This window comes from Microbulbifer sp. YPW1 (genome assembly GCF_013367775.1).
In the GTDB taxonomy this organism is placed as follows: Bacteria; Pseudomonadota; Gammaproteobacteria; order Pseudomonadales; family Cellvibrionaceae; genus Microbulbifer.
Genome location: NZ_CP055157.1, coordinates 4,490,087 through 4,506,851, shown reverse-complemented (window position 1 = coordinate 4,506,851; position 16,765 = coordinate 4,490,087). Strand labels below are relative to the sequence as shown.

Here is a 16,765-nt window from a genome sequence, read left to right as displayed (position 1 = left end):
TGTGACGGGGAAAATTGCGCAAATTGGGATTTGGCACACAACTGCGTAAACTTGCGGGCAGACTTTTCAGAAACAGCCAATGAACCAGTGGTAAGGATATGACAGCGATGGAAATTGATCAGTGGCGACGGGACTACCTGCGCGGCGGGCTGCAGCGAAGCGATCTGGCGGAGGATCCCATCAGCCAGTTTCGCGCCTGGCTAGAAGAGGTGGTGAAGGCCGATATTTCCGACCCCAGTGCAGTGTGCCTGAGTACCGCAGATGCGAGCGGCCAGCCTTCTCAGCGCATTGTCTTGTTGAAGGGATTCGGTGAGCACGGCTTCGTTTTCTATACCAACCTGAAAAGCCAGAAAGCGTGGGATATTACCGCCAATCCCAAGGTGTCGTTGCTGTTTCCCTGGCATTTTCTCGAGCGCCAGGTGATTGTGCGCGGCACCGCTGAGCTGTTGAGTGACGCTGAAGCGGATGCGTATTTCAGAAGCCGTCCGCGAGACAGCCAGATTGCCGCCTGGGCGTCACACCAGAGCGATGCCATTGTTTCGCGAAAATTACTGGAGGAAAACTTTGAGGCCTGTCGCCAGAGGTTTGATGGCCAGGACGTGCCGCGCCCCGAATTCTGGGGTGGCTACCGGGTTCAACCCCATGCGGTGGAGTTCTGGCAGGGGCGTGCGTCGCGCTTGCATGACCGTTTTGTGTACCGTGCTTTGGAAGGTGGCGAGTGGCAGGTCGAGCGGTTGAGCCCCTGAGGCATCTAGTTTTGATCCTTCACGAATCAGAAGAAAGGCGGCCCCACAGGGAGCCGCCTTTATTGTGGTTATCAACTTTGCCGAAAAAGCGTCAGGCTTTGATAAAGCGCTGGGTGTGAAAATCCGTGCTGCCGAACAGGTGCTGGATAGTGGTGAGGCGCTTGAACAGGTGTGCCACATCCAGCTCGTCGGTCACTCCGATTCCCCCGTGTATCTGCACAGCTTCCTGCCCCACATGACGGGCGGCTTTACCGATACGGCTCTTGGCCGCGGAGACCGCCTTTGGCGCAACCCCGTTACCGGCGTCCAGCTCCATGGCCGCCATCATCAGGATTGAGCGGGCCTGCTGACATTCGATAAACATTTCCGCCATGCGGTGCTGCAGGGCCTGAAAGCTTGAGATGCTGACGCCGAACTGCTTGCGGGTCTTGGTGTATTCCACGGTTTTTTCAAGCGCGCTCTCCATGGCGCCGACCGCTTCAGCACAGATGGCGAAGGTGGCCCGATCGATGATCTTCTCGATAACGGGCAGCGCCTGGCCCTCGGTGCCCAGGAGATTGGCACGCGGAACCCTGACCTGATCGAAATAGATCTCTGCGGCGTTGTGGCCGTCCACCGTTTTGTAGTTGTTGCGCGTGACGCCCGGCGTCCCCGCATCCACCAGCAGCAGGCTAACACCACCGTTTTCGGCCGTGGCTGTGCGGGCGGATACCACCAGGGTATCTGCGGCAGCGCCATTCAATACCACGGTTTTGTGGCCATTCAGGATCAGGTCATCGCCATCCGTATTTGCGGTGGTGTCCAGCCGGCCGAGATCAAAGCGGCTTCGCGATTCCGCAAAGGCAAAGGCGAGCTGCAGATTGCCCTCCATCAGGGGTGTCAGCCAGTCGCTTTTCTGGGACTCGCTGCCCGCTTCTGCGATCAAACCGCCGGCGAGGATGGCGCTTGCCAGCAGCGGTTCAACCACCATGCCTTTGCCGAATTCTTCCATTACCACCATGAGATCGACGGCCGAGCCACCGAGGCCGCCCTCGTCTTCTGAGAAGGGCACCAGCAGCCAGCCCAGCTCGGCAAACGTCTGCCAGTATGCCTGGCTGAAAGGTGCGTTACTGGTAACCGTTTTCTGCCGGGCTTCAAACCCGTAGTCCTGTCGGATAAAGCGGGTGACGCTATCGCGCAGTAGTTGTTGTTCTTCGCTCAATGAAAAATCCATATCTGCGTCCTCCGGTTACAGGCCCAGCACGGCCTTGCAGATGATATTTTTCTGGATCTCGTTACTGCCGCCGTAAATGGATGATTTGCGGTTGTTGAAGTAACGCAGCCAGCTGTTGATGGCGCTATCGCTGCCAACCCGCGCACCGTCGAAGTCCTCCTCTAGCTGCCATGGGGCATAGGGTAGTCCGCCGTATGCGGCGATTTCCGCATGTAGTTCGTCAATGGCCTGGGCCAGTTCGGTGCCTTTGATTTTCAGAATCGAGGATTCCGGGCCCGGTGCCTGCCCGGTGCGGATCGCGTCCAGGGTGCGCAGCTCGGTATATTCGAGTGCCAGCAATTCAATTTCGATCTCTGCAAACTTGTGAGCAAAGATCGGGTTATCGATCAAGTTCGCGTTGCCGTCCGGGGTTTCACTGGCGAGTTCGCGGGCGCGCTGTAGCTGGCAGCGAGAGTGGGCTACGCGGGCAATATTGGTGCGTTCGTGGGTGAGCAGAACCTTGGCATAAGTCCAGCCTTTACCTTCTTCGCCGATCCGGTTTTCCACCGGTACCCGGACATTGTCGAAGTGCACTTCATTGACTTCCCGATAGCCGTCCAGGGTGAGGATAGGGGACAGGCTGATACCCGGTGTGCGCATATCGATCAGCAGGAAACTGATCGCCGTCTGGTTTTTCTCCTGCGGCCCGCCGGTGCGCACCAGGCAAAAGATCCAGTCCGCGTACTGCGCCAGGGTGGTCCAGGTCTTGGTGCCGTTCACCACATAGTGGTCACCGTCGCGGTGTGCCGTGGTTTTCAGGGAGGCGAGGTCGGAGCCCGCATTGGGTTCAGAGTAGCCCTGACACCACCATACGTTACTGGCCAGGATATCGGGTAGGAAGCGTTGTTGCTGCTCTTTACTGCCGAAGGTGAAAATAACCGGCGCCACCATTTTCATACCGAAGGGGACGACCTCGGGGGCACCCGCCAGGGCGCATTCGGTTTCGAAGATGTTCTTCTGGGTCGCGGTCCATCCGGTTCCGCCGTGCTCTTCGGGCCAGTTCACCGCGGCCCATCCCTGCTCGTGCAGAATTTTCTGCCAGCGCACGCAGTCTTCCTTTTCCAGATGCATGCCCAGCAGAGTCTTTCGCTGGATATCCTGCGGTAGTTTCTCCTTGAGAAACTGCCGCACTTCACTGCGAAACGCCTGCTCTTCCGGCGTGTACTTATTGTTCACGTTCGGTATACCCCTGTAACTGTTTATCTTGACAGGAGCACAGGTTGACGTCGGCGGGGGATGCGTGCCACTACCGCCGGGGTAATGGAAGTCGGGGGTATTGCCGGGGAATATTCAGGGCAGGTGGTGAAGCCGGGTCCCATACCAGATCGGGCCAGGCAGTGCGCAGAGGCATTACCGGTGAGGTTATGGCGCACGGGGATATCCCGGCACACACTCGGTAGTGTCAGCAAGCCATTGGTGAAACGGATACCTGATATTTGTTTACTTAATTTGGTACGGCTTGCGAAGTGTTACCGTTGGAATCAATTTCCTTTGGATCCGCCACGGTACCGGTGGTTTGGAGAATTTTGGGAACGAATTCTGACGTGACTCGAGTGTGACGCTGTAGTCATTTATTTCTGGTTTATTTCAGTGGTTGTCATTTCAGACCCACGGGAATAAGTAGAATGAATTACTCAAAAAATAAACTTTTGTAACGGAAAAACCTCTTGTAGTCTTCTCCTGTCAGCCCCGGCACAGGGGCGGCAGAAGACAGCGCGGTTGTTGGCCGGGTCGCCTGAGTGTGTGGCGGCAAAGTGGTACCGGTCGCGGTAGTTCTGTTGCTGAAAAATACATAAAAATAACTCGGTGCAATGGAGAGAAAACATGGGAAGCCAATCTGACGCTTTCAATAAACACCAATTTACCCTGAAAACGGTAAACAGCAGAGGCAAGAACCTGGTTCTGGCTTCGGCCTGTTCGTTTGCGGCCATGTCTCTGGCCTGCGGTGTGGGTTCGGCCCACGCAGCAGAGAATTCCATCAATACCCTGCTTGAAGAAGTGGAAGTTGTTGCGCGTAAACGCGGGGACGCCGAGCGTCTGCAGGACGTGCCGGTTGCCGCGACCGCATACTCCGGCGACCAGCTGGAAGCGCTGCAGACCCGCGACCTCGAAAGCCTCGCGTTCAAAATGCCCAACGTGCAGATGGACGATGCCGGCACCATCAAAAGCACCGCCAACTTCACCGTGCGCGGTCTCGGGGTAAACAGCTCCATTCCCTCCATTGACCCCACCGTAGGTGTGTTTGTCGATGGCATGTATATGGGGATCAATGCGGGCGTGATCCTTGACCTGTTCGACCTGGAAGGGATCGAAGTGCTGCGCGGCCCTCAGGGCCTGCTGTTCGGACGCAACGTGACTGGTGGCGCGGTGGTGGTTAAGACTGCCAAGCCTACCGAAGAATTTATGAGTAAAGTGCGGTTCTCTACCACTGCACAGCAGGAAACCAATCTCGCCGGTACCGTATCCGGACAAATCAGTGAAAAGGTCAACGGCCGCCTGACGGCCTATTACAGCGATGACAAAGGCTGGTTTGAGAACAAGGCAAACGGCAACGATAACCTGGGTGCCTCCACCACCTGGTTTGTGCGCCCGAGCTTTACCGTGGATATCGGTGAATCCGCCGACCTGATAGTACGTCTCGAGTCGGGCCATGTAGATGCCGATGGTCCGATTGGTCAGAACCGTGGAGATTTCTCCCAGGCAATCGCGGCCTCAGTCGGTGTTACCGACTGGGATAACAGCGAAAACTCCTTTGAAGTGGCGATTGACAATGAGGGCTGGGCGGAAACCGACTGGAATCAGGCCATCGCCGAGTACAACCAGGATGTGGCTTTCGGTAACGGTACCATCACCAATATTCTTGCATGGCGTGATTACGAGACTGCAGGCGAGGGGGACATCGACTCTCTGCCGGTACACCTGTTCCATTCCTATAGCCTGATCGATCAGGATCAGCTGAGTAATGAGCTGCGGTACTCCGGTCGCTTTGGCAATACCTCGGTGACCAGCGGCGTCTACTGGTTTTCCCAGGACCTGAAATATATTGAAGAGCGCAACCTGTTAGGCGGCGCCCTGGTTATGGCCGGTGGCGGTGTGCAGGACCATACGGCCAAGGGGATATTCACGCAGGCCGATATCGACCTGAACGAATCCTGGGTGCTCACCCTGGGTGGTCGCTATTCCAGCGAGGAGAAGTCTGCGGATATTGCCTCCATCATCCCGGGCAATGGTTGTGATCGGGAAGCTTGTCCTGCCTATGATTTCAGCGATACTGAATCGTGGAGTGCCTTTACCCCGAAACTGGGTATGCAGTGGTTGCTGAGCGATTCCGCCCAAGCCTACGCGGTGTGGACCAAAGGCTTCCGTAGCGGTGGTTACAACATGCGCAACACCGCATTTGGCGAATCACCGGGACCGACCGATCAGGAAGAGCAGAATAGCTTTGAGATTGGTGCCAAATCCCAGTGGTTGGGTGGCCGTGTGAAAACCAATATGGCCGTGTTCCACAACACCATCGACGATATGCAGCGTGAGGTTAACCTGCCCAGTGAAACTGCTGGTGTGGCCCAGCTCATTCGCAATACCGCGAACGCAACCATCCGTGGTGCTGAATTTGAAATGATGGCCGGTTTGACCGACTCACTGCTGATGACCATGAATCTGGGTTATGTAGATGGTGAGTATGACGATATCTGGCTGGACCTCACCGGCGACGGTGTCGTAGACGGTGCCGATTACGATCTGGAGATTCCGCGTCTGGCGCCGTGGACTTACGGCGTAGGCCTTGTGCACGACCTGCAGCTGGGCAGCTGGGGTGCGCTGACCTCTCGTATCAACTACAACCACCGCGATGCCTCTGCCTACACCGACAACAACGCCGGCATGCTGAGCGAAGTGGAAATGGTGGACTTCAGCATCGGCTTCAGCCCGGATTCCGGCAACTACCGCCTGGCGTTGTTCGGCAAGAACATGCTGGATGAAGTCAGTGAAGGTAACGATACCCAATTGCCAGGTATGCTCGGTCCGGTAACTCTGGGGCCGAACTCTACCTTTACCCCGATCAATCGCGGTCGTATTGTTGGTATCGAGCTCAATTACGAAATCTGATTTTCCTCACCTCCTTTCAGTCTTATCACTTGCCCGGCCCAGCGCCGGGCTTTTTTTGTTGTGGAAATCCGCTAAAGTCTTTTCTCAGGATAAGGAGACGACCTATGCGATTTATTGATCTGCCGGAACATGGTGGCCCCGAAAAACTGGTGGTTGCCGAAGGCGACAAGCCCACTCCAGAGGCTGGAGAAATATTGATCCGCGTGGCTGCTGCCGGGGTCAATCGCCCGGATGTTGTTCAGCGCGCTGGCTTCTATCCACCACCGCCTGGTGCCTCGCCGATTCTCGGGCTGGAGGTGGCGGGCGAGGTTGCTGCAGTCGGACCGGGCGTAGAACGCTACGTTGTTGGCGACAGGGTCTGTGCGCTGACCAATGGTGGCGGATATGCGGAGTATGCGCTGGCTCCGGAGGGGCAGTGTTTACCTGTGCCCAAGGGGCTGACGATGGTGGAGGCGGGGGCATTGCCGGAAACTTTCTTCACCGTCTGGAGTAACCTGATCCACCGCGCGAAGCTGGCTACTGGTGAGACCCTGCTGGTCCACGGAGGCTCTTCCGGTATTGGCACTACAGCAATCCAGCTGGCCCATGCCATGGGGGTGAAGGCGCTTACCACCGCCGGTAGCGATGAAAAATGCCGAGCCTGTACAGAACTCGGCGCTGATCTTGCAATTAATTACCGGGAAGCGGATTTTGTTGAGGCCGTGCAGCAGGCCACCGATGGTCGCGGTGCCGACGTCATTCTGGATATGGTCGGCGGGGATTATGTGGATCGAAATATCCGCGCAGCGGCGAAAGACGGGCGTATCGTCAATATCGCGTTTCTTGGTGGGGCGAAGGTCGAGGTCAACCTGTTGCCGGTGATGCTGAAGCGGTTAACGCTTACTGGCTCGACCCTGCGCCCGCAGCCCCCGGAGGTGAAAGCGGAAATAGCCCGCGACCTGGAGGCAAAGGTATGGCCAATGATCGAGGCGGGCAAGATTCGCCCACTGATTGCCGCCACGTTTGCGCTGGACGACGTGGCGGACGCACACCGGCTGATGGAGTCGAGTAATCATATTGGCAAGATCGTATTGACGCCATGATGTTCGCCAGCGGTTTCCCGCGGAATGTCTGTGAGCCTTTGGCGATATCACCGCTGGCCACGTTCGTGTAAGCCTGGTACAGATTGCTGATCTTGCGCACGTAGGCGACGGGCTCTGAACCGCGTACATAGCCATAGCGTGCCTTTTCAAAGTAGCGCGGTTCAGAGAGCTTCAGCATCGCTACCTCGACGTTGTCAAACCACTTGTTGGGATCAAGGCCGAGTTTTTCCGCAAGACGCTGGGCATCCAGCAGGTGGCCGAGGCCGGCATTGTAAGACGCGAGTGTAAACCAGAGCTGCTCACTGACAGGCAGGGGGTCCTTGAAGCGATTGCGGACCCATCTCATGTATTTTGTGCCCGCCTGGATATTCTTTTCCGGATCGAACAGCGGCGGTGGATATCCCATGTCTTCACCGGTACGCGGCATGACCTGTAACAAACCCTGAGCACCGACAGGGGATACTGCTTTGGGGTTGAAGTTGCTCTCCTGCCACATCTGCGCGACGATCAAGCGCCAGTCAAAGTTATTTTCGAGTGCCGATGCCTGAACCATCTTGTCGAAGGGAGACAGCGCTTGGCCGGGGATTACCCGAGCAGAGATTTTTTGCACCAGGTGTTTGTCGGGCTCGAAGTAAGCTACAAGTAGCTGGTCGAACTCCTTGCTTCGGCTAAACCGCTTTAAAAACCGGTTAACCTGTCGCAAGAGGTCTTTGTGCCCGTCTTTGATCATCCACCCCTGTTGTTGACCTTCGCTGACCTGCAGGCCGATCACCAGTTCTGGACGCAGGGCCGCCTGAATATCGGCAATATAGCCGTCCTCAATGGTTGCCTCAAAATCTCCCTCGGCGACTTTGTTTAACACCTCCTCAAACGACATTTCAGAGGGGGCTACCTGGATATCTATATCTACACCGTGATCGCGCAAGGTGCGTGCGGTTTGAATAAATGAGGAGTATGCGCGAAGGGTAATGGTTCGCCCGTTCAGGTCGGCGAGGGTTTCGATCTTGGGCAGCTTGCGATTGCTGATGATTTTTTCGGTGGTCTCGATGAAAGGGGTACTGAACGCGATCCCGCGGTCGATACGCTCCTGGGTTACCGTGGAGGAGGCTCCGGCAATATCGGCGCGACCGTCCACTACCCAGTCCACCAGGTCGTCCTCGTTGGGTGCCACAATGACTTGCAGCTGCAGTTTGTGCTTGTCCGCAAAAGCCTTTGCCATTTCGTAGTCAAAGCCGCGCAGGACACCTTTCCACAGATAGTAACTCGTTGGGCCGTTGTAGGTTGCAAAGCGTAGCACGCCGGACTTCTTTATTGCGTACCAGTGGGAGGTTCGTTCTGGTACATCGGTGACCAGGGTTCGGGTTAGGAAATTGTCAATGCGGTTTTTGAGTCGCTTGGAGTCCTTGCGAATCGCCCAGGCAATATTCTCCCTGGTACCCACCGTCGCACCCAGTTTTAGATCATCGCGATATTTCAGCGTTTCCTCTGCCAGGTTTTTGTGCATGATCGTAACTGCATTATCCACCTCAGAAATCATGTCAAATAGCGTGTCCCGCTCATCCATCAGGTACACTTCCCGAACTGAGAGGTTGGCATCTGGGTGGTTGGCCACTAATTCCTGGGCGCGTTCGGCGTAAGTGCTACCCGCCAGGACAATAAATTCCGTGCCCGTAAGGTTTCGGATATCGCTGATGTCCGGTCCATTTTTACCTGAAATCAAAACGTCCGAGGTCTGTAAAATGGGAATACTGAAGTCCACAATTTCCTGGCGTTCCGGGGTTATGCTCATATTTTCTGCGACGATATCCGCCTCGCCATCATTCACCATCCTGAGGGCTTCATCCGGGGTCTCTGCGATAAACCATCGTGTGGCAAGACCGATTCTTTTGGCGAAGTCTTCCGCCATTTGCCGGTGCGTTTGGTTGACGATTGCTTCGCGGGGCAGGATCGGTTGATTATCACCGGTCATGCTGACGAACCGAATCACACCGCGCTTTTTGATCGCCGCAAGATCTCCCGTTTCTATATAGTTTTCTACCTCAGAGATCTTCGTCGTAGTCGTTTTCTCGGCTCTGCGGTCTCCGCTGCCCCGGTCATCCGTCAGCTCCAGATCCGGGGTAGCTTTTGAACCGTGAGGTGGTGCATCCTGGCGATCACATGCACTAAAGCAGAGTGTAAGAAAGAGCACACAGAAGAGAACCGTGTGGTAATTCAATCTGGTTATAAATGTTGCGATTTCTTTAGCCATAGACACGCCTGAACGCCTCTGTGCCTGATAGTTTAAGGTCGCGGCGGGTAGATCAGCTGATCAACCAGCTTGACACTTTCGGTGGTCACGTTGGTGGGGTAGGTCCATGGTTCGTCTGGGCCACTGTAGTGGGGCGGGTCGAAATTTCCTCCCGCTGGTAGAGTCCAGTGACCATGTTGACAAGAGTGTCCTTTTCTTGATGGCTTGACTTGAGTGCGAGTGAAGTCTGGAAGATAGCGCAGTTGCAGCGCGATTTCTCCAGGAGTAATCGCTGTGTAGGCGCGATAGAGTTTGCTGATGTTGCGTACGTATTGAACGGGCTCTGCGCCGCGTACATAGCCGTAGCGCGCTTTGTTAAAGTAGCGCGGCTCCGACAGTTTGAGCATTGCCGTTTCGACGTTGTCGAACCAGACATTGGGATTAAGCTCCAGGCTTCTGGCAAGACGCTGTGCATCGTATAAGTGGCCGATACCAGCGTTGTAAGCGGCGAGGGAAAACCACACCTGGTTTTCAAGTGTAATGTCCTCGTCGAAGCGGTCTCGAATCCACCGCAGATATTTAACTCCAGCTTCGATCCCGCGCCCGGGTTCGTACAGAGGTGGGGGATACCCAATCTCCTCGGCTGTACGGGGCATAACCTGAAGGAGACCCTGTGCGCCCACCGGTGATTCAGCCTTGGGGTTGAAACTGCTCTCCTGCCACATCTGTGCCACGATAAGCCGCCAGTCGAACTCATACGCGCGCGCGGATTTTTTAGCGAGCTTGTCGTAGGGAGAGAGATCTTCGCCAGGAATAATTCGGCTCATCAGTTTTTTCCCAGCCTGCTCGTTTGGCTTGAAATAGTAATTGACCTTTTTTTCGTACTTCTTGGATGCTTTGAATTCCTTGATAAATTCGTCAAGTTTTTTCTGCAGGGAATGGTTGTCCTTCGTCACCATCCAACCCTGGGGAAGCGGGTCGCTTACCCGCGGGCCTGTCACCAGTTCATCTCGGAGAGTCGCACCGATTTCTGCGGCACTGGCATCGACAATAGTGGCATCGACTTCTCCTTCTGCGACCATGTTGATGATCTGCTCGTAACTCACTTGCGGATCGGCCAATTCAATCTCGACCTGAATGCCACTCTTCTGCAGTGACTTTGCGATTTCCTCAAAAACCGAAAATGCACGCAGGGTCAGAGTGCGCCCATTCAGGTCCTGCAGGCTCTTGATCGCGGGCTTGCCGCTGTTGCTTAAAATCTGCTCCGCCATTTCGATATAAGGGGTAGTGAATGCCACTCCCTGTGCCTTGCGTTTGTCGGTAATGGTGATGGAAGCGCCGGCGAAATCTCCTCGTCCCTCCTTAAGCCACTCGATCAGTTGCTGATCGTATGGAACGACGATGACCTCCATCTCCAAGTCGTGCTTTTCCGCAAATGCCTTGGCGAGATCATAATCGAAACCCATCAGTGTACCTTTCCACATGAAGTAGCTGGTGGGACCGTTGTAGGTTAGGAAGCGGATCAGCCCGGATTTTTTGATGGCATCCCAGTCTGAAGGCCTGTCGAGGGGTACGTCGATCAATTTTGTGGTAAGGAAGTTATTGATTCGCAGTTTTAGTTCCGGGGAACCCTTGCGCATTGCCCATACAATGTCCTCCTCATCGCTGACAAATACACCCGCCTTGAAGTCGTTCCGGTAGCTTTTCAGTCCATCAATAATCGTGCTGTCGACAATGGTCACCACATTTTTTCTGCGGTTGATATTGTCAACCAGGCGGTCGACCGTATCGTCTTTACGCAACTCGCGCATTTCAACTTTGGAGCCAGGGATTTTCTTCTGCAGGGCGTTGGCAGTAGCAGCATATGTGCTGCCGGCCATAACCGAGATGATGACATCTTTGAGTTTGTCCGGGTGATTGACATCCGGCCCATCTTTCCCGGTAACGAGCTGTTGGTGGGAGGTGGAAATAGCGTCCGAAAGATCAAAATTCTGAGCGCGTTCCTTGGTCTTCGCCAGGTTGCCGGTGAATACGTCGGCGCGCCCACTTTTGATCAACTGCAGGGCCTTTTCTGGCGATGCTGCGGCAATCCAGTGGGGGGTTAGCTCGAGTTGTTTGGCGAGATCTTTCGCCAGCTGATAGTGTAAGCGGGAGACAATCATTGCCCGGGGGAGCAGGTCATCTTCGCTGCTGGCGAGGGTGACAAAGCGGATGGTGCCGCGTTTTTTCAATGCACCCAGATCCCCTAGTTCATCGTAGTTTTCGAAGCGGGTATCACTTTCCCGCTTGAACTCCTCGGGTGGAGTTTCCGGGGAGGGCTCCGGTGGGGCGGGCTTACTAGAGTTCCATTCGAATCCTAAAAATAACCCGCACAGGACAAGCGTCAGGAGTGGCAGCAGTAGCTGCTTGGAATTCTGGGGCGCCATGGATGACTCCGCTTTCCGCAAAACTACGAGCTGCCAATCGTAGAGTCGCCGCGGAGAAATTGTTACTGACGGGGAAGTCGGGTGCTGCAGCGGTTACTCAACCACTGCAGTAATTTCTCCTTCAGAAAGTCGGGCGTAGACTTTCTGTCCGCTGATCACATCCTGCGCACGACGAATGACCTGTTTTTGCTCATCCTGGACAATGGCGTAGCCTCGGTCGAGTACCGCCAGCGGGCTGACGCTGTTGAGCAGTTGCCCGGCATGGGTCACCAGTTCGCGCTTGTGCTGTAGCGTGCTATCGATCGATTTTTTCAGGCGTTGAGCCTGCTGTGAAAGCTGGGTCTGTGCCAGAGCAATTTGCTGGCGCGGATGCACATGGTTTAGTGCTCTCTCCACTTGCGCCAGGCGCTGGGTGTTGGCAAGCGTGCGGCTGCGCACGGCAGTCTGTAGGCGCATTTCCAAGTGGTCGAGGCGTTGCGCGCGGTTCTGTAGCTGTTCCTTTGGATGGCGGATACGGTTGCTCACCAGCTGCACCTGCTGTCGCAAGTGGCGCAATTGTAACTCCATTGCGCGGGTCAGGCGCCAGCGGGCGCCGTCGACTTCCTCGCTGAGTGCCGCGGCATTGGCACTGGCGATTTCTGCCGCTGCCGATGGGGTTGGCGCGCGCACGTCCGCGACGAGGTCCGCAATCGTGGTATCGGTTTCATGACCGACCGCTGAGATGGTGGGGATTGGGCAGGCCGCCAGTGCCCGCGCAACGATTTCCTCATTGAAAGACCACAGATCCTCCAGGGAGCCGCCGCCACGGCCGACGATCAGCAGGTCGTGACGTTGCAGTCGGCCGGCGAGGGCGATGGCATTGGCGATCTGCTGCGCGGCGCCCTGGCCCTGTACCGCTACCGGGATCAGTTCAATTTTGGCTGCCGGGTAGCGCCGTCCGAGCACCTGGATCATATCCCTTACTGCCGCGCCGGTGGGGGAGGTGATGATGCCTATGGTGGTGGGCAAGTAAGGTAGGGGCTTTTTGCGTGCCAGATCGAACAGCCCCTCCGCCTGCAGCTTTGCCTTAAGCATCTCCAGCTGGCGCATCAAAGCGCCAAATCCCGCTTCTTCGAGATGCTCAATGATTAGCTGGAACTCGCCGCGGCCCTCGTACAGGCTGACCCGGGCCCGCGCCAGCACCTCCCGCCCATTACCGGGCTGGAAGCGCACACTGCGGTTGCGGCCGCGGAACATGGCGCAGCGCACCTGGGCGCGGGCGTCCTTGAGGGTGAAATACCAGTGTCCTGAGCTGGGGGCGGCGAAATTGGAGATCTCCCCGCTGATCCACAACAGCGGCACGCTGCCCTCCAGCAGGTGCTTGACCTCCCGGTTGAGCTCGCTGACAGACAGCACTGGGCGGCCGTCGGTGGGCAGTGGGTTGACTACGCCCGGGGGAGTATTTGGCATTTCGGCCTCATGTCGTTCGATTTGGGCGGCCAATATTGCAAGGATGCCCGCCGAGGTAAAGAGATTTGCCATTCTTCACGAAATAGGCTTTTGTTTCCGGGATCGTTGCGGCTATAATCGCGCCGATACCCAATCCCGCTCCCTAGAGGTTTGAGTGTCCATGTCTGAATCTCTGCGTATAGCACGCGAAGCCCTCACTTTTGACGACGTCCTCCTTGTGCCCGGTTATTCCGAGGTTACAGCCAAAGACGTTTCCCTGAAGACAAAACTGTCTCGTAACATCACCCTGAATATTCCGCTGGTGTCCGCTGCTATGGATACCGTGACCGAGTCGCGTCTGGCCATTGCCCTGGCCCAGGAAGGCGGTATCGGCATTATTCACAAGAGCATGAGTATCGAAGAGCAGGCGCTCGCGGTACGTGCTGTGAAGAAATTTGAAGCGGGCGTTGTAAAGGACCCGATCACCATCGAGTCTGATGCCAGCGTGCGCGAGCTGATCGCGCTGACCACCCATCACAATATCTCCGGCGTGCCGGTGATGGATAAAGGTAACCTGGTCGGTATCGTCACCAGCCGTGACGTGCGCTTCCAGACCAACCTGGATATCCCGGTGGCGCAGATCATGACCTCGAAAGAGCGTCTGGTGACCTGCGAAGAAGGCGCCGCCCCGGAAATGGTGCGCGAGCTGTTGCACAAACACCGTATCGAGAAGGTGCTGGTGGTCAACGACAGATTCGAACTGCGCGGCCTGATAACCGTAAAGGATTACAACAAGGCTGAGCAGTACCCCAACTCCTGTAAGGACAGCGATGGCCGTCTGCGCGTGGGTGCCTCCGTGGGCACCAGCCCGGATACCGATGACCGCGTGGCGGCATTGGTTGAGGCGGGCGTGGACGTGTTGGTAGTAGATACCGCGCACGGCCACAGCAAGAACGTGATCGATCGTGTGCGCCGTATCAAGGAGATGCACCCGCAGGTGGATGTGATCGGCGGTAACATCGCGACCGGCGAAGCAGCGACAGCGCTGATGGAAGCCGGTGCGGATGCGGTGAAAGTCGGTATTGGTCCCGGTTCTATCTGTACTACCCGTATCGTTACTGGCATTGGCGTACCGCAGATTTCTGCCATTGCGGAAGTGGCCAAGGCCCTGGAAGGTACCGGCATACCACTGATTGCCGATGGTGGCATCCGTTTCTCCGGTGATATTTCCAAGGCTATTGTGGCCGGTGCCTATTCGGTGATGATGGGCTCCATGCTCGCGGGTACCGAGGAGGCCCCCGGTGAAGTGGAGTTGTATCAGGGCCGTACCTACAAGTCCTACCGCGGTATGGGCTCCCTCGGTGCCATGTCGCGCACCCAGGGTTCCTCCGACCGCTATTTCCAGGATGCGAGTAAAGGCGCTGAAAAGCTGGTGCCGGAAGGTATCGAAGGTCGCGTACCTTACAAGGGTCCGATTTCCGTCATCGTGCACCAGATGATGGGTGGCCTGCGTTCTGCCATGGGCTACACCGGCAGTGTGGACATGGAAACCATGCGCACCAAGCCTGAGTTTGTGCGGGTAACCGCGGCAGGCATGGGTGAGTCTCACGTACACGACGTGCAGATCACCAAGGAAGCGCCAAACTACCCGGTTGGCGGGCGTTAATAGCCACGCCTGAGAAATTGTGCCCCGTCAGGGGCAATCAAAAACAGAAGTGCACTTTCAAGTGAACCGCAAACGGACCTCTCAGGGTCCGTTTGCCGTTTATAAAACTGGTACGAGTAAGCCATGAGCCAAGATATCCATTCCAGCCGAATTCTGATCCTCGACTTCGGTTCCCAGTACACTCAGTTGATCGCCCGCCGCGTACGCGAACTGGGTGTGTTCTCCGAGATTCGCGCGTTCGATATGAGCGACGAGGAAATCCGCGAGTACAACCCCCAGGGCATCATTCTCGCCGGTGGCCCGGAGTCAGTGCCGGAAGAGGGCTCCCCGCGCGCGCCCCAGGCTGTGTTCGAACTGGGCGTGCCGGTGCTGGGTATCTGCTACGGCATGCAGACCATGGCGCACCAGCTGGGCGGTGCCGTGCAGGGCAGCGATGTGCGCGAGTTCGGTTACGCGCAGGTAAAAGTGGAAGGTCAGTCCGCACTGCTGCACGACATCAGCGACCATCTCGACGAGAGCGGCAGCGCGCTGCTCGACGTGTGGATGAGCCACGGCGATAAAGTGGTGAAAATGCCTGAAGGTTTCGAGCTGATGGCCTCTACACCGTCGTGCCCGATTGCCGGTATGTACAATGCGGAGAAAAATTTCTTCGGTGTGCAGTTCCACCCGGAAGTTACTCACACCCTGCAGGGCACCCGGATCTACGAGCACTTTGTGATCGAGCTGTGTGGCTGCGAGAAGTTGTGGACTCCGGCCAATATTATTGAAGACTCCATCGCCAAGGTGCGCGAGCAGGTCGGTGGAGCCAAGGTGCTGCTGGGCCTCTCCGGCGGCGTCGACAGCTCCGTGGTGGCGGCGCTGTTGCACAAGGCGATCGGCGACCAGCTGACCTGCGTGTTTGTCGACAACGGCCTGTTACGCAAGAACGAAGGCGACCAGGTGATGCAGATGTTCGCCGACAATATGGGGGTCAAGGTCATCCGTTCCGATGCGGAGGAAGAATTCCTGTCTCGTCTGGCTGGTGTCGATGAGCCGGAAGCCAAGCGCAAGATTATTGGCAATACCTTTATCGAGATTTTCGACAAGGAAGCCGCCACGCTGAAGGATGTGAAGTTCCTCGCCCAGGGCACCATCTACCCGGATGTGATCGAGTCCGCCGCAGCCAAGACCGGCAAGGCCCACGTGATCAAGTCCCACCACAATGTGGGTGGCCTGCCGGAAGATATGGCGTTTGAGCTGGTGGAACCGCTGCGCGAACTGTTCAAGGACGAGGTGCGCAAGATCGGTCTGGAGCTGGGGCTGCCGTACGATATGGTCTACCGTCACCCCTTCCCGGGCCCGGGACTGGGCGTGCGGATTCTCGGCGAAGTGAAAAAAGAATACGCGGACATTCTGCGCGAAGCGGATGCCATCTTTATCGAAGAGTTGCACAAGGCGGACTGGTACCACAAAACCAGCCAGGCATTTGTGGTATTCCTGCCGGTGAAGTCTGTCGGTGTGGTCGGCGATGGCCGTCGCTATGAATATGTGGTGGCATTGCGTGCGGTAGAGACCGTGGACTTTATGACAGCGCGCTGGGCGCACTTGCCGTACGAGCTGATCGAGAAAGTGTCCAATCGCATCATTAACGAGATCGAAAATATCTCGCGAGTGGCTTACGACGTTTCCAGCAAGCCGCCGGCGACGATTGAGTGGGAATGATCGAGCCAGAGTGACGGGCGCGATTGATCGCCTGGCACTCAAGATTCGCCGATCTAAAAAACCCAGCGCAAGCGCTGGGTTTTTTCATTTGTGGGTCACAACGCTTGGAAAGTATTGCAGTCTTTACTGC

At 56.4% G+C, this 16,765-nt stretch carries 9 protein-coding genes and 1 pseudogene; 5 read left to right on the top strand and 5 right to left on the bottom strand.

Annotation, left to right across the window (positions count from 1 at the left end; genetic code table 11):
• Window positions 1-107: 107 nt before the first annotated feature.
• Entirely contained in the window at window positions 108-746 is a 639-nt protein-coding gene (gene pdxH, locus HUW35_RS18385; protein ID WP_181255795.1) for a pyridoxamine 5'-phosphate oxidase, read from the top strand.
• 91 nt (window positions 747-837) lie between these two features.
• On the opposite strand, the gene HUW35_RS18380 is transcribed toward pdxH, so the two are convergent.
• Complete coding sequence (locus HUW35_RS18380; protein ID WP_181253646.1) at window positions 838-1,959, bottom strand: acyl-CoA dehydrogenase family protein; 1,122 nt, start codon at window positions 1,957-1,959, stop codon at window positions 838-840.
• Window positions 1,960-1,974: 15 nt separating this feature from the next.
• A complete protein-coding gene (locus HUW35_RS18375) occupies window positions 1,975-3,174 on the bottom strand; it encodes an acyl-CoA dehydrogenase family protein (protein ID WP_181253645.1) in 1,200 nt (399 codons plus the stop codon).
• Window positions 3,175-3,822: 648 nt separating this feature from the next.
• Between HUW35_RS18375 and HUW35_RS18370 the strand changes: the two genes are divergently transcribed.
• Together HUW35_RS18370 and HUW35_RS18935 are read left to right on the top strand one after the other, a co-directional pair.
• Complete coding sequence (locus HUW35_RS18370) at window positions 3,823-6,105, top strand: TonB-dependent receptor (RefSeq protein WP_181253644.1); 2,283 nt, start codon at window positions 3,823-3,825, stop codon at window positions 6,103-6,105.
• A 104-nt stretch (window positions 6,106-6,209) separates the two neighbouring features.
• Complete coding sequence (locus tag HUW35_RS18935) at window positions 6,210-7,187, top strand: NAD(P)H-quinone oxidoreductase (protein WP_255463383.1); 978 nt, start codon at window positions 6,210-6,212, stop codon at window positions 7,185-7,187.
• A 235-nt stretch (window positions 7,188-7,422) separates the two neighbouring features.
• Here the strand turns inward: HUW35_RS18935 and HUW35_RS18365 are convergent.
• The 3 genes and pseudogenes from HUW35_RS18365 to xseA form a co-directional block, all read right to left on the bottom strand.
• A pseudogene (locus HUW35_RS18365) lies at window positions 7,423-9,093 on the bottom strand (transporter substrate-binding domain-containing protein); the annotation flags it as partial.
• Window positions 9,094-9,467: 374 nt separating this feature from the next.
• The gene (locus tag HUW35_RS18360) at window positions 9,468-11,840 is read right to left on the bottom strand and encodes a transporter substrate-binding domain-containing protein (RefSeq protein WP_181253642.1); all 2,373 of its coding nucleotides are present in this window, start codon (window positions 11,838-11,840) and stop codon (window positions 9,468-9,470) included.
• A 93-nt stretch (window positions 11,841-11,933) separates the two neighbouring features.
• On the bottom strand, window positions 11,934-13,289 hold the full coding sequence (gene xseA, locus HUW35_RS18355) for an exodeoxyribonuclease VII large subunit (RefSeq protein ID WP_181253641.1): 1,356 nt from the start codon (window positions 13,287-13,289) through the stop codon (window positions 11,934-11,936).
• Window positions 13,290-13,449: 160 nt separating this feature from the next.
• Between xseA and guaB the strand changes: the two genes are divergently transcribed.
• Window positions 13,450-14,934, top strand: a complete 1,485-nt coding sequence (gene guaB / locus HUW35_RS18350) for an IMP dehydrogenase (protein ID WP_181253640.1) — start codon at window positions 13,450-13,452, stop codon at window positions 14,932-14,934.
• A 123-nt stretch (window positions 14,935-15,057) separates the two neighbouring features.
• On the top strand, window positions 15,058-16,635 hold the full coding sequence (gene guaA / locus HUW35_RS18345) for a glutamine-hydrolyzing GMP synthase (RefSeq protein ID WP_181253639.1): 1,578 nt from the start codon (window positions 15,058-15,060) through the stop codon (window positions 16,633-16,635).
• Window positions 16,636-16,765 lie beyond the last annotated feature (130 nt).

Excerpts from the sequence above, each read along its gene's own strand:
- HUW35_RS18360 (WP_181253642.1), bottom strand. The coding sequence starts at position 11,840 with ATGGCGCCCCAGAATTCCAAGCAGCTACTGCTGCCACTCCTGACGCTT.
- guaA (WP_181253639.1), top strand. The coding sequence starts at position 15,058 with ATGAGCCAAGATATCCATTCCAGCCGAATTCTGATCCTCGACTTCGGT.
- pdxH (WP_181255795.1), top strand. The coding sequence starts at position 108 with ATGGAAATTGATCAGTGGCGACGGGACTACCTGCGCGGCGGGCTGCAG.
- HUW35_RS18935 (WP_255463383.1), top strand. The coding sequence starts at position 6,210 with ATGCGATTTATTGATCTGCCGGAACATGGTGGCCCCGAAAAACTGGTG.
- xseA (WP_181253641.1), bottom strand. The coding sequence starts at position 13,289 with ATGCCAAATACTCCCCCGGGCGTAGTCAACCCACTGCCCACCGACGGC.
- guaB (WP_181253640.1), top strand. The coding sequence starts at position 13,450 with ATGTCTGAATCTCTGCGTATAGCACGCGAAGCCCTCACTTTTGACGAC.
- HUW35_RS18380 (WP_181253646.1), bottom strand. The coding sequence starts at position 1,959 with ATGGATTTTTCATTGAGCGAAGAACAACAACTACTGCGCGATAGCGTC.
- HUW35_RS18370 (WP_181253644.1), top strand. The coding sequence starts at position 3,823 with ATGGGAAGCCAATCTGACGCTTTCAATAAACACCAATTTACCCTGAAA.